This is a genomic window from Paraburkholderia sp. RL17-383-BIF-A (genome assembly GCF_046028015.1).
Classification (GTDB): domain Bacteria; phylum Pseudomonadota; class Gammaproteobacteria; order Burkholderiales; family Burkholderiaceae; genus Paraburkholderia.
In genome coordinates, this window is the sequence record NZ_JARESR010000045.1 from 1 (window position 1) to 19,994 (window position 19,994).

At 62.6% G+C, this 19,994-nt stretch carries 15 protein-coding genes; 7 read left to right on the top strand and 8 right to left on the bottom strand.

Translation table 11 applies throughout. The features are described from left to right. The 3 genes from P0D71_RS32705 to P0D71_RS32715 form a co-directional block, all read right to left on the bottom strand. A partial coding sequence (locus P0D71_RS32705) for a DUF6531 domain-containing protein (protein WP_408483587.1) occupies nucleotides 1-393 on the bottom strand: 393 nt, incomplete at its 3' end. An 805-nt stretch (nucleotides 394-1,198) separates the two neighbouring features. Continuing rightward, entirely contained in the window at nucleotides 1,199-2,077 is an 879-nt protein-coding gene (locus P0D71_RS32710) for a lipid A biosynthesis lauroyl acyltransferase (RefSeq protein ID WP_408298229.1), read from the bottom strand. Nucleotides 2,078-2,482: 405 nt separating this feature from the next. After that, nucleotides 2,483-4,984, bottom strand: a complete 2,502-nt coding sequence (locus P0D71_RS32715; protein WP_408483588.1) for a penicillin-binding protein 1A — start codon at nucleotides 4,982-4,984, stop codon at nucleotides 2,483-2,485. A 491-nt stretch (nucleotides 4,985-5,475) separates the two neighbouring features. On the opposite strand from P0D71_RS32715, the gene P0D71_RS32720 reads away from it, so the two are divergent. From P0D71_RS32720 to P0D71_RS32730, 3 genes are all read left to right on the top strand, one after another. Continuing rightward, a complete protein-coding gene (locus P0D71_RS32720) occupies nucleotides 5,476-6,102 on the top strand; it encodes a hypothetical protein (RefSeq protein ID WP_408483589.1) in 627 nt (208 codons plus the stop codon). A gap of 433 nt (nucleotides 6,103-6,535) precedes the next feature. After that, nucleotides 6,536-7,216: a PspA/IM30 family protein gene (locus tag P0D71_RS32725; protein WP_011488613.1), complete on the top strand. Its 681-nt coding sequence runs from the start codon at nucleotides 6,536-6,538 to the stop codon at nucleotides 7,214-7,216. Nucleotides 7,217-7,304: 88 nt separating this feature from the next. Then, complete coding sequence (locus P0D71_RS32730) at nucleotides 7,305-8,495, top strand: tetratricopeptide repeat protein (RefSeq protein WP_408483590.1); 1,191 nt, start codon at nucleotides 7,305-7,307, stop codon at nucleotides 8,493-8,495. A gap of 129 nt (nucleotides 8,496-8,624) precedes the next feature. Here P0D71_RS32730 and P0D71_RS32735 read toward each other — a convergent pair whose 3' ends face one another. After that, nucleotides 8,625-9,314, bottom strand: a complete 690-nt coding sequence (locus P0D71_RS32735) for a TetR family transcriptional regulator (protein WP_408483591.1) — start codon at nucleotides 9,312-9,314, stop codon at nucleotides 8,625-8,627. A gap of 145 nt (nucleotides 9,315-9,459) precedes the next feature. Between P0D71_RS32735 and P0D71_RS32740 the strand changes: the two genes are divergently transcribed. The 3 genes from P0D71_RS32740 (at nucleotide 9,460) to P0D71_RS32750 (ending at nucleotide 13,882) form a co-directional block, all read left to right on the top strand. Further along, a complete protein-coding gene (locus P0D71_RS32740) occupies nucleotides 9,460-10,962 on the top strand; it encodes a flavin-containing monooxygenase (protein WP_408483592.1) in 1,503 nt (500 codons plus the stop codon). Between the two features lie 92 nt (nucleotides 10,963-11,054). Further along, nucleotides 11,055-12,041, top strand: a complete 987-nt coding sequence (locus P0D71_RS32745; protein WP_408483593.1) for an alpha/beta fold hydrolase — start codon at nucleotides 11,055-11,057, stop codon at nucleotides 12,039-12,041. A gap of 437 nt (nucleotides 12,042-12,478) precedes the next feature. After that, nucleotides 12,479-13,882 (top strand): methyl-accepting chemotaxis protein, encoded by a 1,404-nt coding sequence (locus P0D71_RS32750; protein WP_408483594.1) that lies wholly within the window; start codon nucleotides 12,479-12,481, stop codon nucleotides 13,880-13,882. 58 nt (nucleotides 13,883-13,940) lie between these two features. Here the strand turns inward: P0D71_RS32750 and P0D71_RS32755 are convergent, their stop codons facing one another. The 4 genes from P0D71_RS32755 to P0D71_RS32770 form a co-directional block, all read right to left on the bottom strand. Then, nucleotides 13,941-14,759, bottom strand: a complete 819-nt coding sequence (locus tag P0D71_RS32755; RefSeq protein ID WP_408353218.1) for an ABC transporter permease subunit — start codon at nucleotides 14,757-14,759, stop codon at nucleotides 13,941-13,943. After that, nucleotides 14,759-15,688 carry an ABC transporter permease subunit gene (locus tag P0D71_RS32760; RefSeq protein WP_091793673.1) on the bottom strand — a complete coding sequence of 310 codons (930 nt, stop codon included), beginning with the start codon at nucleotides 15,686-15,688 and terminating at the stop codon, nucleotides 14,759-14,761. The genes P0D71_RS32755 and P0D71_RS32760 overlap by 1 nt, the downstream gene beginning before the upstream one ends. Further along, nucleotides 15,685-16,851, bottom strand: coding sequence for an ABC transporter ATP-binding protein (locus tag P0D71_RS32765; protein ID WP_408187583.1), 1,167 nt, complete (start codon nucleotides 16,849-16,851; stop codon nucleotides 15,685-15,687). The genes P0D71_RS32760 and P0D71_RS32765 overlap by 4 nt, the downstream gene beginning before the upstream one ends. 92 nt (nucleotides 16,852-16,943) lie before the next feature. Next, nucleotides 16,944-18,044 carry a polyamine ABC transporter substrate-binding protein gene (locus P0D71_RS32770; RefSeq protein ID WP_408483595.1) on the bottom strand — a complete coding sequence of 367 codons (1,101 nt, stop codon included), beginning with the start codon at nucleotides 18,042-18,044 and terminating at the stop codon, nucleotides 16,944-16,946. A gap of 508 nt (nucleotides 18,045-18,552) precedes the next feature. Here P0D71_RS32770 and P0D71_RS32775 point away from each other — a divergent pair. After that, complete coding sequence (locus P0D71_RS32775; protein ID WP_091793669.1) at nucleotides 18,553-19,857, top strand: Nramp family divalent metal transporter; 1,305 nt, start codon at nucleotides 18,553-18,555, stop codon at nucleotides 19,855-19,857. The last annotated feature ends 137 nt before the right edge of the window (nucleotides 19,858-19,994 follow it).

The following is a 19,994-nucleotide window of genomic DNA, read 5'->3' on the forward strand; positions in this document are numbered from 1 at the left end:
TTTGTCGAACGGCTTCGACAGGTAGCTACGACTGAACACAAGCGGCGACGTATCGCCGCTTGCAAAGTCAGTTTCAGAGAGAGTCACAATCCCGTTGGCGGGAAACACCGGGTCCGCCACCGGGCAAGTATCGTCAGGCGGGGTTTCGGTTGAGTTGCACCACTGATCAATTAGTGCGAGGTCGTTAATACACGCGTAGTTGCCCATACCACCCGGCGTGTTGCTCGTCACGTCGAGCTTGCAGGTCTTGGAGCCCGGTGTGGCGCCGGACTTCGCGTACAGTGAGAAGCAGTCGTCTGCATTTGCGCTGAACGCAAGTATCAGCAACACGAACGCAGCCATTAGACGGCCCGAAAATCCGGCCGCCTCCCCGTACAGTCTTTGTCTTTTCATTTTTATCCCTATTGGCTTGCTTTGTACTTGTTTGACGCACAAGCAACCTATAGGGACCAAGATGACCGGAAAATCCGACAACTCTTAAAATTACGCGCGACTTGCGTTCACACAAACCCGGACCAGGGAATGCCGACGCAAGCTGTAGGAACCCATAACAAAAATTGTCAGATATCGTTGAGCCAAAGCAAAAGAATGGCGAACCCAAGGCATCCGATTCAGCCATATTCCCCGAGGCAACGAAGAAAAATTTTTGGAGCCCCGAGGACGATTACGACGTTTTGATAGATGCAGAACTGGCGCGCCGCCTTCACTTCAGCAAATAAGCTCGGCATTCTCGCCGTAGAGATCAAGCGCAGATATCAAACTCTAGTGCTGCGCCCGCAGGAAGCGGTCTATAGGAGTGTGTTCGTGCTGTGGTCGAGCGTTCCCGCTGCGAGGGCCGCGCACGGCTCGGTTGATCTTGCGACGAGCGCCACGCGCGATCATGCACCAAGTGGCATTTCGCGCGACTCGCCATCGAAACGGTAGCGGAAGTGGACACTGGTTCCCTTCGCACCAGTATGAACGTGGCCGGGGAAGCGGGTGCCGTCGTCCGAGTGCGGCCATGATCGAAGACCTTGTGCATCGCACGACACTTTATCCACAGTTTGTGTTGACAGACCTGTTGATAACATCCGGAGATACCAGCTAAGTCCTTGGCCGCGCACCACATTCTGCCGCCGACGCGTTTAGCGACGCCGCGCGCTCACCCAAGGGTGAGCGCAGCGACGCGCGCATTGCCGCAGCCCGTCACCGAACAGCATCAATAAACACTCGCCTCACCCGCCGGCCGGTTCTTGAACCGCTTATGCACCCAATAATATTGATCAGGAATCCGTCTAACCTGCGTCTCGAGAAACGCGGTGAGACGCCGCGCGTCGACCGCTACGTCGTCGGACGGAAAATCGCTCAGCGCTTCGAAGATATTCAGCTTGTATCCGCGGTAGTCCGGCAACACCTCCGTGACGAACGGCACTACCCGCGCATTCGCCGCACGCGCCATCCGCGAGACGGAGGTCAGCGTGCAGGCCGGCACGCCGAAGAACGGCACGAACACCGAATCGCGCAAGCCGAAATCCATATCGGCGGCCAGCATTACGGGCTTGCCTTCGCGCAACGTGCGCAACGCGCGCCGCACGCTGTCGCTGCGCGGAATCATCTCGGTGCCGAAACGACCGCGCTGGCGCTTGGCCATCGCGTCGAAAAGAAGGTTCGACATCGGCGTATAGAGCGAGGCGACCGGATGCCGCGTCGAATACATCATGCAGCCCGCCTCGATGCCGACGAAATGGAAGCCGACGAAAATCGTCGGCTGACCCGTCATATCCGAGAGATCGATTGCGCTCTCCACCTCGACGAGGCGTGCGAGCGCCTGCGCATTACCGAACCACTGCGGCCCACGCTCGACATAGCTGCGGATAACGTGACAAAAGTGCGCACGCGCCAGACGTTCGCGCGCCTCGTCGCTCATATCCGGAAAACACAGCTTCAGGTTGGTATGTACGACGCGCCGGCGCGTGCTCGGAATGCGGTAGAGCAACGCGCCGATACCCGTGCCGATTCGTGCGACCACGCTATACGGCAGAAACGCAAACGCGCGCAGCAGACCTGTCATCAGACAGATCAGAATTCGATTTTTCACGAGGCGGGACCCGGTGGATGCTGGATGGCAAACACGCCGCCCGCCGCAACCTCAACATTGCCAACGGACGAAGTGACTGGCGCGCGCGTCATACCGGGTCTCGCGCGGCGCGGAGTTCGAGAATGGACATCCCGCTCGCGGCGAGACGCAGTGGTGCTGGAGGCCGAAACCGTCTAGGGAATAGGCGTCCTTTAGGACCCTTGATAAATACACCGCAGGCGTGATTAAAACACACTGCGCGTGCCGCGCACACAATCCGCTGGGTGGGCCACGCGGCAATCCGAGCGAAAGCCGCGCCAGGCGCCGCTTCGCTTCACTTTCAGAATCTTGCGTGCGCGGACTCCGCCGTGCTCATGCGGCCCGCACACGCCTGCTGCGCCCCACTGAACGTCCCCTTGCGGGACATCAGGGCTTGTTGGACTCGAACAGATCCATGATCTGCTTCTTCTCGTTCGACGAAACGCTAGGCGGTGGCACGACCGGCGGCGTCATGCCCGCGGGTCCCACGCCGCCGACCGCGTCGCTCACGCCCGCGGTCGGATTCGCCGAATCGAGACCGATGCTGGCCACGAAGCCATTGCCCGGCGTCATGTCCGTATAGAACAGCTCGCCGTCGACCGAAGTCACGCCGTCCGGCTGCGCCGGCTCGCTCTGCGGCACGCCGCGCAACGCGCGCTGCATGTACTCCACCCAGATCGGCAAGGCCAGTTGCGCACCGAACTCACGGCTGCCGAGCGTCTTCGGCTGGTCATAACCCATCCACGCCACCGCCACGAGCGATTGCTGATAGCCGGCGAACCAGCCGTCTTTCGCGTCGTTGGTCGTCCCGGTCTTGCCCTGCAAGTCCGAACGATGCAGCGCGTTGGTGCCGGCACCCGTGCCGGCCGTCGCCACCGAATGCAGCAGGCTGTTCATGATGTACGCGTTACGCGGTTCGAGCGTACGCGGCGCATCGCGACCGGCTGTGAGCGGTTGCGCTTTGGAGAGCGGCTCGCCGCGCGCGTCCGTCACCTCGTTGATCAGATACGGATTGATCCGGTAGCCACCGTTCGCGAACACCGAATACGCACCCGCCGACTGCAACGGCGTGACGAGGCCCGCACCGAGCGCCATTGGCAGATACGGCGGGGTCTTGTCGGCGTCGAAGCCGAACCGCTGCGTGACGAAGTCTTGCGCGTACTTGGTGCCGATGAACGACAGAATGCGGATCGACACCAGGTTCTTCGACTTCTGCAACGCAAGACGCAACGGCATCGGACCGTCGGGCTGGTCGTCGTCCTTCGGCTCCCACGCGTCGCCGCCCGGCGTGCTCGACGGGAAATAGAGCGGCGCGTCGTTGATGATCGTGGCCGGTCCGAGACCCTTGTCGAGCGCCGCCGAATAGATGAACGGCTTGAAGCTCGAACCCGGCTGACGCCACGCCTGCGTGACGTGGTTGAACTTGTTCTTGTTGAAGTCGAAGCCGCCCACCAGCGCGCGAATCGCGCCGTCCTGCGGCGTGAGCGACACCAGCGCGCCCTCCACTTGCGGCAGTTGCGTGATCTGCCAGTTGCCCTTGTCGTCGGCGAGCACGCGCACGATCGAGCCGACCTTGATCTTCGTGGCGGCCGTGGCGCGCGCGCTCAATGCGCCGGCGACGAAACGCAGACCGTCGCCGCTGATCGCGAGCTGCGTGCCGTCCACCAGTTGCGCCTTGACCTGCTTCGGATTCACGTCCGTCACCACGGCGGCGATGATCTCGCCGTTATCGGGATGATCGGTGAGCGCGTCGTCGATCGTCTGATCGCGGTCGTCACCCGGCGCGGGCAGTTGCACGAAGCCTTCCGGCCCGCGATAACCATGGCGCCGCTCGTAATCCATCACGCCCTTGCGCACCGCGCGATAGGCGGCGTCCTGGTCGGCGGAGTCGATCGTGGTGGTGACGTTCAGGCCGCGCGTATAGGTTTCGTCCTTGTACTGCGCGTACATCATCTGCCGGACCATTTCGGCGATGTACTCGGCATGCACGCTATATTCGTTGCCCGGATTCTTGGTGTGGATCTCTTCCTTCACCGCCTGGTCGTATTGCTCCTGGCTGATGTATTTCAGCTCGAGCATGCGCCGCAGAATGTACTCCTGACGGATCTTCGCGCGCTTCGGATTGACCACCGGGTTATACGCGGACGGCGCCTTCGGCAAACCGGCCAGCATCGCCGATTCCGCCAGCGTGATGTCTTTCAGGTCCTTACCGAAGTACACGCGCGCGGCAGCGGCAAAACCGTATGCGCGCTCGCCCAGATAAATCTGGTTCATGTACAGCTCGAGAATCTGATCCTTGGTCAGCGCGCGTTCGATCTTGTACGCGAGCAGCATTTCGTAGATCTTGCGCGTGTAGGTCTTCTCGCTGGAGAGGAAGAAGTTGCGCGCCACCTGCATGGTGATCGTGCTCGCGCCCTGTGAGGCGCCGCCGTGCGAAAGGTCGGACACACCTGCCCGCAGAATGCCGATGAAGTCGACGCCGCCGTGTTCGTAGAAGCGGTAGTCTTCGATCGCGAGCACCGCTTTCTTCATCTGATCGGGAATGTCCTGGAAGCGCACGAGACTGCGCCGCTCCTCGCCGAATTCGCCGATCAGCACATGGTCCGCGGTGTAGACGCGCAGCGGCACCTTCGGTCGATAGTCGGTCAGCGCGTCGAGCGACGGCAGTTGCGGCCCCATCACCACCAGCGCATAGCCGATGATCAGCGCGCCCACCACCGCGATAGTCGCGATCAGGCCGGCGAACCAGATGGCGAGGGTTGCGCCGATTGAACGGCGGCCGGCCTCGGCGTCGCGCGAAGCGGCATTGCGACCTGGCGTGCGTTGGTAGAAATCCCGGTCTTCACCAGACGGAGAATTGGATGAATGCGGTCGTTTGATGATTGGCATGACTGGAATAGTGGGCGCATGACTGAACGCCTTTCTGCACGCGCTCATGGCGCGCACATGGTTCGTGATCGAGCAGCGTAGCCTGAGGCGCAAACCACCGCGCGGCCCTTTGCCCCCGGCCGGCCGCACGGCATGCCCGGACCCTGTCCGGCGCAACGTAACAGCGCATTTTAAAAGAAATCGCGCGCGCTCCAAGTTAGTTTTTTTGTAAGAATTCCCTTCGCGCGAAAGGAGTCTGTAGTTCCGGGCAGTGACATGAGCGCTTTTGCGCCCCGCTGGAGTTATTCACAGAAAATGTTGAAAGGCCTGTGGACAAGCCGCCCGCAAACGCTACAACTCGTTGATGTCACGGGATTTTCACGTCGCGCCCGTTCCGCATCGGAGCAACTCGTCATATGATGGACTCCGCGCGCGCTAACACGTGCGCGCGCCGCGGCGTCCGCCAAATGCCCGCTTTGAACCGCCCATGCCAACAAGTATGCGAGCCGACCATGAACAAGCCCAGCGAACGCATCGTCGTATTCGTCACCACCGCGCAGAAACGCGCGATCACCTCCACCGCGGAGAATCTGGGCATCAGCGTCAGCGAGCTGATGCGGCGCGCGGTGCTGAGCTTCGGCGCGACTAGTGAACAGGTGAAGGCGGCGAGCATCGTCGACCGGTTGCGCGCGCCACGCGCGCCGGACGCGCTCGACGCCGCGCTGCAACGGGTCGCGCGCGGCCCGCGGCATGCACGCGCCCCGCTGCCGCCGGCCCTGCAACCGCGCGTCGATGGCGCGACCGGCGGGTCCGCGCATGGCGACGCAGGCTCCGCTGCGGCAAGGCCGGCCGCGAGTGAGTTGCCGCCCGCGCCAGGCGAAGGCGAACCCGCGCCTTTGCTCCCGGCGGGCGTCGCCGCCGCCCTCGCCGCCGAAATCGACGAGGAAGCCGCGGCAACCGCGGAGGCGGTCGCGCGCGTGGCAGCGGCCAAGGCGGCTTCGGTGCAAGGCTCCGCGCCTGAATCGGCCGACTCGGAAGCGCAATTGTGCAGCGTGCTCAAACGCCCTCGCCTCGACAGCGCGCACGAAGACGACGATCCGCTCGGTGATCCGAGCACGAAGGGCGGCCGCTTCGCCTGATCCTCTGGTGCGATGCCTGTCGCGCCATGCCAGTCGGCACGTTACCGTTGCATATCGTTACATGTCCGTTCGTTCGAATGCGCGAGCTTTCGGCAAATCCTTTCAGCAAGCCCTTTCGGCAATACACATGTGCCAAGGTTGGCGAATCTGTCATCGCTCCCTTTAAGGCGGTTTTAAGAGAGCACGTGGTGTAATATCCGCGAGCGTCGGATTGACGCGCCGCGCGATTTAACGATTGAACAACTCGCCGCTCGATATTCGAATCGGACAATCGAACGGGACAATTTACGCCGCCGCTATTGCAATCGGTGCGGGTGCCCCGAACTCCGGTCCGAACGTTGCGCAGCTTCGCGCGCGGCGGCGTAAAGTAGCAGTTGAATGCAGTTGGGCGCGCGGGGTTATTCAGCGCCGTTTACATTCTTTGGAGGTTTTCATGTCGCTTTTTGACAGCATTTCGCGCACGCTCAAAGGTCTCCTGAACGACGCAGCCGATTCCGTGCAGGATCCGTCGCGCGACTCGCGCCAGATCGTGCGCGAACTCGACGAGAGCATCGCCAAAGCCGAGAACTCGCTGATCGAGATTCAGGCACAAGTGGCCACGCAGCAAAGCAAGCGCGATGTTGCAGCGGACAAGGCGAAGAAGTACGAAGACGGCGCCAAACGCGCGCTGCAATCCGGCGACGAAGCGCTCGCGCGTGAAGCCCTCGGCGCGCAAGCCACGGCCGAAGCCGAACGCGATGCGCTGGCGAAGGAGTTGACCACGCTGGAGCCGTCGGTGGCACAGCTGAAGAGTCAGATCGAAGACATGCGTACCCGTCGCAACGACCTGAACGCACGCTCGAACATTTTGCAAGCCAAGCAGCAGATCGCTCAGGCAAAAGATGTCGCGGCTACGGCGTTGGGCGGCATCGGCGGCAAGAATCTGTCCGAGGACTTCCAGAAGCTGGAAGACAAGGTTGCGCTGTCGAATGCGCGTTCGGACGCGCGCCTGAATTCGGCCGACGTGAAGAGCGGCAAGGCCCTCGACGACAAGCTCGCGGATCTGAACCGCGGTCCGTCCGTCGAAGATCGTCTCGAAGCGTTGAAGAAGCAGATCAACACGCCGGCCCAGTAATTGCGTCGGCAGCAGTACATACCGGCGGCCCTTGTGTGAGCCGCCGGAAACGACTGAAGGAGACGGGCGCAGCGCGCCCGGTCCGTAAATGAAAAAATTCCTCGCAACCGCGTTTGCCTCACTGCTGTTCGTGTCGGCTGCGGCGTTCGCCGTGCCGACGGTTCAGCAGATCGAATCGGCCATGTCGCAAGGCAACTGGCAGCAAGCCGACGCCGGCCTGAGCGAAGTGCTGCAGGCGCATCCGAACAATGCGCGCGCGCATTATCTGTACGCCCAGGTGCTCGACCGTGAAGGCCGTTCCGCCGACGCCCTCGCGCAGGTGCAACAGGCCAAGACCCTCGACCCGCAAATCCGCTTCACCGACCCGACCCGTTTCGCGCAAACCGAAGCGCGCATTCGCAAGGACGCGGAACGCGCGGGCGCGGCCGCCGGCAACACCACGAGCCACGCGGCCAACCCGTTCGTGCAGCAGACCGCGCCGGCCGTGCAGCAGCAATCGGCCATGATGTCGCAAGCGCCGCAACGGCATGGTCCGGGCATGGGCATGTGGATCGGCATCCTTGTCCTCGTCGGCGTGATCGCGCTCGTGCTGCGCTGGACCTTGCGTCGCGCCCGTACGCAGGGCGATACGCGCGCCGACGACGATCGTCGCGTGCAACTCAAGCGCGCCACTGAAATGCTCAACACCGTGCGTTCGCTCAAGCTCGACGTGAAGCTCTCCACGGTGCAAGGGCATGAGGCGCTGGAGAAGGAAGTCGAAGCGACCGAAGACCAGTTGCGCGGCCTCGTCGAATCCCTGTCGAACAGCAAGAGTCCGGTGCCGCCGTATCAACTCGACGAACTCGAACAACGCCTCGGCAGTCTGCGCGCACGGGTGGATGGCAAGCCCGATCCGTATGCCGCGCCGGCCGCCGGCACGCAACAGTCGCCGTATGCGCAGGAAGCCGAACGTTTCGGCAATCCGCCGCAAGCGCCCTATCCGCAGCAAGGACCGTATCAGCAACAACCGCAGGTCATCGTGCAGCAAGGCGGCGGCGGTTTTGGCGGCGGCATGGGCGGCCTGCTGACTGGCGTGCTGCTCGGTGAAGCGCTGAATTCCGGGCGTGAGCGCGTGGTGGAGCGTGACGTGGTCGTCGACGACGAAGCGCGCCGCCGTGGCAATGACGGCGGCAATGGCGGTGGCCTCGACTTTGGCCAGGGCTCGAACGACTGGAGCGACAACAGCGGCGGCGTCGATATGGGCAGCAACGACGACTCCGGCGGCTGGAACGACACCTGAGCCCAGTCGCGGCTGAGATTCAATCAGTCGCGCAGGCATGCGTGGATGAAAACAGGCTCCTTCATGGAGCCTGTTTCCGTTATGGCGCTGCGGTTCAGATTTCAGGCTTCGGGCTTCAAACCTCCGCCTTCATGCGCGCATCGAGAAAGGCGCCCTGCCCGCCTCATGCTGCGCCAGCAACACCGAACCCGCGAACAACCTCACGATAAAGCGCTCCGCATACGCGACCAGCGCATCGCGGCGTGCGCTGTCCGCATGAATGTACTCCGCCGACAGATGGAACAGTTGCAGCACGGTCTGCGTGCAGACCTCGTCGACGGTTTCGCGCGAGAGCGTCGGCATCAGGTCCAGTTGCACGACGTCGTCGGCCATTTCCGCCGACACCTCGTGCAGGTTCGCACGCACGGCCTCGCGCAACGCCCTCGACGTGCCATGATATTCGGCCAGCGCGCTTAGAAACGCCTCGCGGTTCTCCAGCGCGAACGCAAAGAACGCGACGCAGGCACGGCGCGGCACGCTATGCGGTTCGTCGTGCGCAGCGAGCCAGCGCTCGCGACGCAGCATCGGCCGCAAACGGCGGCTCACCGATTCGACGGCTTCGCGCGCCAGATCGTCGAGCGTGTTGAAATGGCGATAGAACGTGTTGGGGTTGAGTCCGGCCTCGCGCGCCAGTTCGCGCAAACCCAGGCTCGCAAAACCGCGGCCGCCCGCGGTCAGGCGCAATGCGGCTTCGATCAGTTTGCGCTTGCCTGGCGGCAATTCCTGCCCCGCGGCAATGCCATGCTCGGCGATGGACGCCGCTTCGGGTACGGATGTCATGTGGATTCAATCGAGGCGCGTCACGCGCGTTTAATAGCAACACTCTAAACGATCTTGACGCGAGGTGCACAGTTGTCTACCCTGCGCGATAAGCTGGAGTAGACATCTGTATACGCCTGCAATTCGCCCCATGCCGGAGACCGCCGTGACGCCTGCCTCATCCGCCCCGCCTGCCGCCCCACCTGCCGCGCCACGTATCGCGATTGTCGGAAGCGGCTTTGCCGGCATCGGCATGGCGATTCGCCTGCAACGCATGGGCATCACCTCGTTCACGATTTACGAGGCTGCCGGCGATATCGGTGGTACGTGGCGCGACAACACCTATCCCGGCGCGGCCTGCGACGTGCCCTCGCATCTCTATTCGTTTTCGTTCGAGCCGAATCCGGCGTGGTCGCGTGCGTTCGGCGGCCAGGTCGAGATCTTCGCTTATCTGAAGCATTGCGCCCGCAAATACGGTGTGGACCGCTACGTGCGCTACAACGCGCGCGTGAGCGCGGCGCGTTTCGACGAAGCGCGCCAGGTCTGGTGCGTCGAACTCGATGTGAATGGCGTGCGTGAAAGCATCGAAGCCGACGTCGTGATCGCCGCGAGCGGCCCGCTGTCGCGCCCGGCCATGCCGCGAATCGCGGGGCTCGAACGCTTCGAAGGCAAGCTGTTTCATTCGGCGCGCTGGGACCACGCGTATCCGCTCGACGGCAAACGCGTCGCGGTAATCGGCACCGGCGCAAGCGCGATCCAGTTCGTGCCGCAAATCCAGCCGCGCGTCGCGCACCTCGATCTGTTCCAGCGCACCGCGCCATGGGTCATGCCCAAACCCGACAAGCCGATCGACGCGCGCGCCCAGTGGCTGTTCCGGCATCTGCCGTTCACGCAGCGCTTCGTGCGCAGCGCGATCTACTGGCAACTCGAATCGCGCGCTATCGCGTTCGTGGTCAATCCGAAACTGATGAAAGTGCCGATGAAGTTCGGCCTGAGCTATCTCGAACGGCGCGTCAAGGACCCCGCACTGCGCGCCAAGGTCACGCCGAACTACCGCCTCGGCTGCAAGCGCGTGCTGCTTTCGAGCGACTACTATCCCGCGCTCAGCCAGCCGAACGTGGACGTAGTGACAAGCGGCATTCGCGAGATCGTCGCCGACGGTATCGTGACCGAAGATGGCGCGCATCATCGCGCCGACGCGCTCATCTGCGGCACGGGCTTTCAGGTCAACGACGTCGGCGCGCCCTTCGACGTGACCGGCCTCGACGGTGCGGATCTCGGCGCCCTGTGGCTGCGCGACGGACCGGAGGCCTACCTCGGCGTCAGCATTGCGAACTTCCCGAACTTCTTCATGATCGTCGGCCCGAATACCGGGCTCGGCCACAACTCGATGATCTACATGATCGAGTCGCAAGTGCAGTACATCGCCGATTGCCTGCGCGTACTGCGCCGCCGCAAGGCACGCACGATGACTCTGCGGCCCGACGTGCAGCGCGAGTTCAACGCGCGTTTGCAGAAGGACATGCAGCACTCCGTATGGGTGAGCGGCTGTCACAGCTGGTATCAGACCCGAAGCGGCAAGGTCACCGCGTTGTGGCCCGGCTTCACTTTCAGCTTTCGCAAACGCACGCGGCGCGTGCGTCCGCGCGACTATCGCTTCGCGCCCTGACGACATGAGCGGTGGCTGATGGACTGGGAGAGTGAGACGCCGCCGATGCAATCCGATTCGAAGCCAATCGAACCAAAAGGGAGACAACAACCATGGCAAGCATCGACTCCAGCACGTCCGCCTCCACCCCGTTGCCGTCGCGCTCGCTCGCCGAGCGCCTCGGCATCACCAGCGTGCCGCGCGAAGAACTGCGGCGGCGCTACACGCAAAGCGGCTCCAGATTCGTGAAGATCATGGGCGCCGACGTGCATTACGTCGACGAAGGCAGCGGCGACATCATCGTGATGATCCACGGCTTCGCGTCTTCGCTGCACACGTGGAATCGGGTCGCCGACGAACTCAAGCGCGAGTATCGCGTGATCCGCCTTGATCTGCCGCCGTTCGGCGTGACAGGACCGTTGCGCTCCAGCAGCGGCGCAATCGAAACGATGAATCTGCCGACCTATCGTCGCTTTATCGACACGTTCCTGCAGGCACTCGGCGTCTCGCGCGCGACCTTCATTGGCAATTCACTCGGCGGGCTCATCTCGTGGGACTACGCGGTTCGACATCGCGAAGCCGTTGAACGGCTCGTGCTGATCGACTCGGCCGGCTTCCCGATGAAGCTGCCGATTTACATCGGCCTGTTCAATAGCGCGCTGGTGCGGGTCAGTTCGCCGTGGTGGCTGCCCGAGGCCATCATCAAAAGCGCGGTGCGCAATGTCTATGGCGATCCGCGCAAGATCGACGCGGTGACGCTGCGCCGCTACGTCGAGTTCTTCCACGGCCAAGGCACGCGCGAAGCAATCGGCAAGATGGTGCCCACGCTCGACTTCAAGGAAGTCGACACGGACGTGCTGAAGACCCTGGACGTGCCGGCGCTGGTGCTATGGGGTGCGAAGGATCGCTGGATTCCGACGGCGCATGCGGCTGAATTCGCGAGCCGCATTCCGCGCGCAAAATCGGTCATGTATGCGGGGCTCGGCCACATTCCCATGGAAGAAGCGCCGGAGCGCGTCATGGCCGATCTGCGCGCGTTTCTCGGCACGCCTCGCGCGGGTCTTCCGGTTGACGAAGGCACGTATCGCGCGCCGGTATGATCCGACGCTTTTTCAGTTCCGCAGTTTTTCCCCGCTGACTCCTTCAATCGATGATTCGCGCGCGGCCGTAGCGCGCGAATTTAGCACGCCTTTTTCGCACGCCGTTCGCTTGCGCCGCGCCGGCGCGCTCAGCCACCGCCGAGCAGAAGCAGCAGCCCCCACAGAAATTTGCAGAGCATGACGATCAGCTCCCACAGATGAGAGAGCTGTTGCCAGCCCGAAACGCGCGCGAAGGAGTCGATCATGGTTGCTGGTAAGAGAAAGAAAGATCTGCGGTGAAGCTGCGGATCGCGATTTGACCGCACATGATAGCGACTGCGGGATACCCCGTATCAAGTCGACTGAAAGTCTGCCGTAGATGCATCAGGAAGACGCTGCATCCGTATTGGATGATTGTGTCGATTGAATGCGCCAAGCACACCATCCAGGAGACGACCATGACGCGTTTCAGCTTTTGCCGACCGGCCCGTTCGCAGACGGTTGTCGGCGATATTGCCGCGCAAGCCGGCAAGCTGGGCATCGAGATCTGCGACGTATCGGGCCACGTCGACGAAGTGGCCGCGCGCGTGCAGCGCCAGGCGCACGTATGCCGGGCGCTACGCGAGTCGGCAGCGCAGACGCTCGCGGGCAATCATCGCATTGCCGAAGCCGCGCGGAAAATGAGCCATGTATCCGCCGAAGCCGCGACCGGCGTGCAGGATTCGCAGCAGACGCTCGAAGCGTCGCTGGCCGACATCCATGGACTCGTGGAAGGCGTAACGGTGATCGAAAGCCAGATCGGCGCGCTGCGCAGCGCGCTGGCGCATGTGAGCCGCGTATCCGAAGAGATTTCGCTGATCGCCCGCCAGACGCATCTGCTCGCGCTGAATGCCGCGATCGAAGCCGCGCGCGCCGGCGATTCCGGCAAGAGCTTCGCCGTGGTGGCGGCCGAGGTGAAGAACCTCTCGGCGAAAACCGCGCAGGCCACGGGACAGATCGAGACGACGCTCGCCCAACTCACGCAGCAGACCGAGCAGTTGATCACGGAGGGTTCCGCCAACACCGAGCGAGCACACCGCGTGCGGGAAGGCACGCGGAAGATCGGCGACGTCGTGCATGCAACCGGCGACGCAATCGCGCATCTGAACAACGAGGCGGGACAGATCGCCGTGTTGACCGGCGAGATTGAAACGCAATGCGACGGGCTCGAGGCGCAGGTGTTGGAAATCGCGAGCGGCGTGGAGGATTCGAGCGAAAACTTCGTGCAGGCGAAGGACCGTTTGGGGAATCTGCTCGGCGTATCCGAGACCTTGATCGAACTGACTGCCGCGACGGGTGTGGAAACGGCGGATACGCGGTTTATCGAAGTCGTGCAGAAGGCGGCGGCCGCCGTGAGCAAGGCATTCGAAACAGCCGTGGCGCGCGGTGAAGTGTCGATCGAGGATCTGTTCGATCAGCGCTATGTGCCGGTGGCCGGGAGCAATCCGCCGCAGTTTTTAACGCGGTTTACCGCATTCACCGACCGCGTGCTGCCGGCTATTCAGGAGCCTTTGCTCGATCTCGATCCGCGAGTGGCGTTTTGTGCGGCGATCGATTTGCGCGGTTATCTGCCAACGCACAATCTCAAGTTCTCTTTGCCGCAGCGTGATGACGTGGTCTGGAATATGGCGAATTGCCGTAACCGGCGCATGTTCGATGATCGAACCGGGATCGCCGCCGCCTCACATACGAAGCCGTTCTTGCTGCAAACCTATCGGCGCGATATGGGCGGCGGGGAGTTCGTGCTGATGAAGGACGCCTCCGCGCCGGTTTTTGTCGGAGGCCGGCATTGGGGCGGGGTTCGGATCGGCTATAAGGTTTGAGGTTACCGGTTGGGTGGCCGGTCCGTTGCGGACACACACCCAACCACCACCCTAAGCTCTAAACCGCCATGACTGCCCGCTTCCTCTCGGCCCGCTGCATGAAATAGTTGGCGAGCACCACCCCAACTGTCACCACCGCAATAAACAGCGTAGCCAACGCATTCATCTCCGGATTCAGCCCCAACCGGACGCGCGAAAAAACGACCAGTGGCAAGGTCGTCGAACCAGGCCCGGACAGGAACGCCGACAGCACCAGATCGTCAATCGACAAAGTGAACGACAACAACCAACCGGACACAAGCGCCTGGGAAATCAACGGCAACGTGATGAAGAAAAACACCCGCAACGGCGTAGCCCCAAGGTCTAACGCCGCCTCTTCAAGCGAAGGATGCAACTCCTTCACCCTCGACTGCACGATGATCGCCACATAGGAAATACACAGCATGACATGCCCGATCCAGATCGTGAAAATGCCACGTCCGGCCGGCCATCCCAACCACTTGGCCATTTCGATAAAGAGGAGCAGCAACGAAATCCCCTGAATCACCTCGGGAATCACCAACGGCGCGTTGATCATGCCCGTATACAGCGTGAAGCCGCGAAACCGCCCCATGCGCGCAAGCACGAACCCCGCCCACGTACCGATGATCACCGACGCAAACGCCGTCAACAAAGCCACCCGCAACGACAGCCACGCGGCCGCGATCAGCTCGTCATCCTGCAACAACGCCGCATACCAGCGCGTCGAAAAGCGCGTCCATACCGTGACCAGTTGCGATTCGTTGAACGAATACACAATCAGACTGACGATCGGTATGTAAAGAAACAGAAACCCAATCCCCAAGGCAACGAACTGCAAAATCCGGTTCGGCTTCATCAGCGCCTTTCCTCCATCGCCTTCGCCTGCGCGTACTGGAAAAACGCCATCGGCACCAATAACAACAACACCATCGCGCACGTCACGGCTGACGCCATCGGCCAATCGGCATTGTCGAAGAACTCATTCCACATCACGCGGCCGATCATCAACGTATTCGCGCCGCCGAGCAATTCGGGAATCACGTACTCGCCCACCGCCGGAATGAACACCAGCAAACAACCGGCGATAATGCCGTTCTTCGAGAGCGGCAAGGTGATCTGCCAGAACGCCTTCCACGGCCTCGCGCCGAGGTCGTAGGCGGCCTCCAGTAACGTCATGTCCATCTTCACCAGATGCGCATACAGCGGCATGACGAGAAACGGCAGATACGAATAGACCATGCCGATATAAACGGCAGTGTTCGTGTGATACAGCTCGATCGGCGAGTGAATCAACCCGACCGACATCAGGAAGTTGTTCAGCAAGCCGTTGTTCTTCAGGATGCCGATCCACGCATACACGCGAATCAGGAAGGAAGTCCAGAACGGCAGCATCACGGCCATCATCAGCAGATTGCGGCTGGCGGGATTCGAACGCGCGATGTAATACGCCATCGGATAGCCGATCAGCAGACACAGCAGCGTCGAAATCGCGGCCACCACCACGGAATTCACGTAGGTCGCGAAATAGAGGCTGTCGGTCAGCAAAAACGCGTAATGCGACAGGTCGAGCGTGATGTGGACCGCGCCGTCCGCGAATTTGGTCAACTCCGTATACGGCGGAATGCCGAGCTGCAAATCGGCGAAGCTGATCTTGACGACCAGCAGGAACGGCACGAGGAAAAACAGCAGCAGCCAGATGAACGGCCCGGCCACCACCGCCGTGCGGCCGGTCAGGTTGAAGCGCCGCACCGGCCAGGTGGCGAAGGAATTGAACGAGCGCTTCATGACGTCAACACCACACCGGCCGAGGCGCTCCAGCGCACGTACACTTCGTCGCCCCAGGTAGGCGGATCGATCTCGGTCAGCGCGAGGCTCGTCACATTCGCGATTACCGTTTTGCCGGCGTCGAGCTTCACGTGATAGAGCGAATAGCCCCCCATGTAAGCGATATTCGTGACGACGCCCTTGCCCCAGTTGTACGCACCCTCCGGCGGTTTGCGCGTGAGCGCGATGCGCTCGGGGCGCACCGAAATCGTCACCGGCATGCCGAGCGGACCGGTGATGCCGTGGCTCACATACAGGCGGCACGGCAGATCGGGCGTTTCGATGAACACGTGATCGGGCTCGTCTTCGACCGTATGGCCTTCGAACAGATTCGTCGAGCCGATGAATTCGGCCGAAAAGCGGCTATTCGGATACTCGTAGACTTCGTGCGGCGTGCCGAGCTGAATGATCTCGCCTTCGCTCATCACCGCGAGGCGGCCCGCCATGGTCATCGCCTCTTCCTGATCGTGCGTGACCATCACGCAGGTCACGCCGACCTTGTCGAGAATGTTCACCAGTTCGATCTGGGTGCGCTGACGGATCTGCTTGTCGAGCGCGGACATCGGCTCGTCGAGCAGCAACAGCTTGGGCCGCTTGACCAGCGAACGCGCCAACGCCACGCGCTGCTGCTGGCCGCCGGAAAGCTGATTCGGCTTGCGCTTCGCGAAGCGGCCCATCTGCACGAGTTCGAGCGCGGTCTGCACGCGCTCCTTCAGTTCGGCCTTGGGCACGCCTTCCTGCTTCAGACCGAAGGCGACGTTGCCCTCCACGGTCATGTGCGGAAACAGCGCATACGACTGGAACATCATGTTGACCGGCCGGCGGTACGGCGGCAATTGCGCGAGGTCTTCACCGTCGATCAGGATCTTGCCCGAGGTCACGCTTTCGAGCCCGGCCATCATGCGCAACAAGGTCGACTTGCCGCAACCGGAGCTGCCGAGCAGCGCGAACAGTTCGCCCTTCTTTACCGACAGGTTGACGCCCTTGACCGCCACGGTCTCACCGAACTTCTTCACGACGTCGACGATCTGGACGAAGTTGTCCGTGGCGTCGCCCGTAACGGCGTTCAGGCTCGGGGACGGCGCGGCGGCCCCTGCCAGCGCGCCCGACTGGTCACTACTCATCACAATGCTTTACTCCGGCGTTTGACGAACAAAGCCCCCGGTGAACACCGAGGGCTTCATGATGATGCTTACCCGTTCACACTGGCCGCGGGTCAGCGGCCGGACTTGAATTCAGTCCACAGCCGCGTTTGCAGCCGCTGGATTTCCGGCGGCAACGGCTTGAGCAGGAACAGGGTCTTGATGACTTCAGGCGACGGATAGACAGCCGGGTCGTTCGCCACGTCCTTGTCCACGTACTTGCGCGCTTCGAGGTTGGCGCTCGGATAGTAGACGGCGTTGGTAATCGCGGCGTGAACCTGCGGCGTTTCGATGTAGTTGATCCACTCGAGCGCGGCGTCCTTGTTCTTGGCGTCTTTCGGAATCGCCATCACGTCGAACCACACCGGCGCGCCGCCCTTCGGAATGTAATACTCGACCTTATAGGGCTTCTTCGCCTCGACCGCGCGATGCTTGGCGATCACGACGTCGCCCGACCAGCCGTACGCAAAGCACACGTCGCCACCCACCAGGTCGTTGATGTAGCCCGACGAGTTGAACTGCGTGATGTACGGGCGGATCTTCTTCATCATGTCGAGCGCGGCGCGATAGTCGGCCGGGTTCGTGCTCATCGGATCCTTGCCGATATAGTGCAGCGCGGCGGCGAACATCTGGTCCGGCGCGTCGAGCACGGACACGCCACAGGCCTTCAGCTTCGAAATGTTTTCCGGCTTGAAGAGCACGTCCCAGCTGTCGAGCGGAACGCTCTTGCCAAGGATCTGCTGCGCTTTGGTGACGTTGTAGCCGAGGCCGGTCGTGCCGTAAGCCCACGGCACGGTGAATTTGTTGCCGGGATCGGCGCCGGCGACGAGCGCCATCAGCGACGGATCGAGGTACTTCAGGTTCGGCAGTTTGGATTTGTCGAGCGGTGCGAAGATGCCGGCGGCGATCTGCTTGCCCGCGTAATTGCTGGTCGGCACGACGATGTCGTAGCCGGAATTGCCGGTGAGGAGCTTGGCTTGCAGCGTGTCGTCGCTGTCGTAGTTGTCGTATTTGACCTGGACACCGGTCTGCTTGGTGAAGTTGGGAATGGTGTCCTTGGCGATGTAATCGGACCAGTTATACACGTTCAGCTGCGTGTCTTTCGCAGCGGCCGTCAACCAAGGCGTCGCGCATAAGACCAGCGCCGCCGCTTGCACCACTACCCGTCTTTTCATCCCGTTCTCCGATCCTGACCGGCCGAGCCGACCGTCTTCACCTACGCCGCGGCACAGCGCGCCGCTCCCCTGAAAAACCCGAAAAGTACCATCAATTATTGCGCGCTTCAAAAAAAATACCGGGCTGTCGCGCAAACGGCACAGCGTAAGCCGCACCGCTCTAAATTGGCCGCAATTTTAGCGGGTTATGGGCGCGTGTCTACCCGAAAAAAACACCTGTATCGGCCGCGCTCTGAGCGGGTTGCCATTCCGCTGTCATCCCGCCATCGATTCGCCGCCGTGATGGCGCGCCGCGCCCGCGCAACGGGGCGCGGCCCATGGCGGCCTGGCATGGCCCGAATACGCGTCGCCCAGGCTGCGGCAAGCGCGAGCCGACTGGCGTTCGACGGAGCACAATAGTCCTCAATGGCCGGTGACAGCGCGCCGCCAATCGCGCGGCGATGTCACCACCCCACGCCCGCCGGGCACGCGGCTTGCAAAAGGATGCAGTCTTGAACCTCAGGCATCGATGAACACCAATCCGTCCGCATTGCGACCCCACCGCCGCCGGCGTCTGCCGGGCAGTGGACCTGCACGTCCGGCGCACTGGTTTTCATTCGTCGGCGCGGGGGCGCTCATCGCGGTCGGCTATATCGATCCGGGCAACTGGGCGACCGCACTCGGCGCCGGCGCGGGCTACGGCTACCGCCTGCTCGGCATCGTGCTGCTGGCAAGCCTGATGGCAATGTTGCTGCAATGGCTGTCGTCGCGCCTTGGCGTAGTGACCGGGCGTGACCTCGCGCAGATCTGCCGCGAACGCACGGGCCGCCGCGGCACCCTCTTCCTGTGGCTGACGAGCGAGGTCGCGATCATCGCGTGCGACGTCGCCGAGGTGGTCGGCAGCGCCGTCGCATTGCAATTGCTACTCGGCGTGTCGCTCACGGTAGGCGTGTTGATGTCGGCGGTGTGCACCTTCGCGCTGCTCGCGCTCCAGCACAAAGGCGGGCGCAGGCTCGAAGCGGTGATCGCCGCGCTGATCGGCTTCGTCGGCCTATGCTTCGTGGTCCAGCTGGCGCTGGCGCGGCCGGACTGGCACGCGGCGCTCGCCGGCACCGTGCCGAGCGTCGAATTGCTGCGCAATGCGGGCATGGTGTGGCTCGCGGCGGGCATCGTGGGCGCGACGGTGATGCCGCACAACCTCTATCTGCACTCGGCGCTCGTCAAGCACCACGCGCCGGACGGCAGCGACGCGCAGATCAAGGCCGCGCTGCACGTCGTCAATCTCGATACCTTCGGCTCGCTTTCGTTTGCGTTCGTGATCAACGCGGCCCTGCTGATCGTGGCCGCGGCGGTGTTCTATGTGAGCGGCCATCGTGACGTGACCGATCTCGCGGACGCCCACCGGCTGATCGCGCCGCTCGTCGGCACGCACTGGGCCGGCATTCTGTTCGCGGCGGCGCTGCTCGCCTGCGGACTGAGTGCGACTGTGACCGGCACACTGGCCGGCCAGGCGGTCATGGAGGGCTTTCTGCGCATCCGCCTGCCGCGCTGGCAGCGCGCCCTGCTGACCCGCGCACTGGCGATCGGCCCCGCGCTCTTCGCGGTCGCGCTGTTCGGGCAGCACGGTTCCAATCAATTGCTGGTGGCAAGTCAGGTGGTGCTGAGCCTGCAGTTGCCGCTCGCCGTCGTGCCGTTGATCCGCTACACGTCGGACGCCGGGCTGATGCGCGGCTGGCGCGTGCGCGGCCTGCCGCTCGCACTCGCGTGGCTGTCCGCCGCGTTCATTGTCCTGCTCAACGGCGCGTTGTTGTGGCAACTGGCGTTCGGGGGCTGAAGAACGTTTTCTTGACCAGGCAGAAGATGAAGTGATTTTGTAAGTATTTTTCTGAGCATCTCAACATGACCGGCGACGCTGCCCATTAGTACGGCGCGCCGGCCGTGCGGCCCGTTTCACCTCGGCTGCCGGGTTTC

Bases quoted from the DNA above. Each gene is read 5' to 3' on its own strand.
- P0D71_RS32715 (WP_408483588.1), bottom strand. From the start codon at position 4,984: ATGCCAATCATCAAACGACCGCATTCATCCAATTCTCCGTCTGGTGAA.
- P0D71_RS32720 (WP_408483589.1), top strand. From the start codon at position 5,476: ATGAACAAGCCCAGCGAACGCATCGTCGTATTCGTCACCACCGCGCAG.
- P0D71_RS32725 (WP_011488613.1), top strand. From the start codon at position 6,536: ATGTCGCTTTTTGACAGCATTTCGCGCACGCTCAAAGGTCTCCTGAAC.
- P0D71_RS32730 (WP_408483590.1), top strand. From the start codon at position 7,305: ATGAAAAAATTCCTCGCAACCGCGTTTGCCTCACTGCTGTTCGTGTCG.
- P0D71_RS32735 (WP_408483591.1), bottom strand. From the start codon at position 9,314: ATGACATCCGTACCCGAAGCGGCGTCCATCGCCGAGCATGGCATTGCC.
- P0D71_RS32745 (WP_408483593.1), top strand. From the start codon at position 11,055: ATGGCAAGCATCGACTCCAGCACGTCCGCCTCCACCCCGTTGCCGTCG.
- P0D71_RS32750 (WP_408483594.1), top strand. From the start codon at position 12,479: ATGACGCGTTTCAGCTTTTGCCGACCGGCCCGTTCGCAGACGGTTGTC.
- P0D71_RS32755 (WP_408353218.1), bottom strand. From the start codon at position 14,759: ATGAAGCCGAACCGGATTTTGCAGTTCGTTGCCTTGGGGATTGGGTTT.
- P0D71_RS32760 (WP_091793673.1), bottom strand. From the start codon at position 15,688: ATGAAGCGCTCGTTCAATTCCTTCGCCACCTGGCCGGTGCGGCGCTTC.
- P0D71_RS32765 (WP_408187583.1), bottom strand. From the start codon at position 16,851: ATGAGTAGTGACCAGTCGGGCGCGCTGGCAGGGGCCGCCGCGCCGTCC.
- P0D71_RS32770 (WP_408483595.1), bottom strand. From the start codon at position 18,044: ATGAAAAGACGGGTAGTGGTGCAAGCGGCGGCGCTGGTCTTATGCGCG.
- P0D71_RS32775 (WP_091793669.1), top strand. From the start codon at position 18,553: ATGAACACCAATCCGTCCGCATTGCGACCCCACCGCCGCCGGCGTCTG.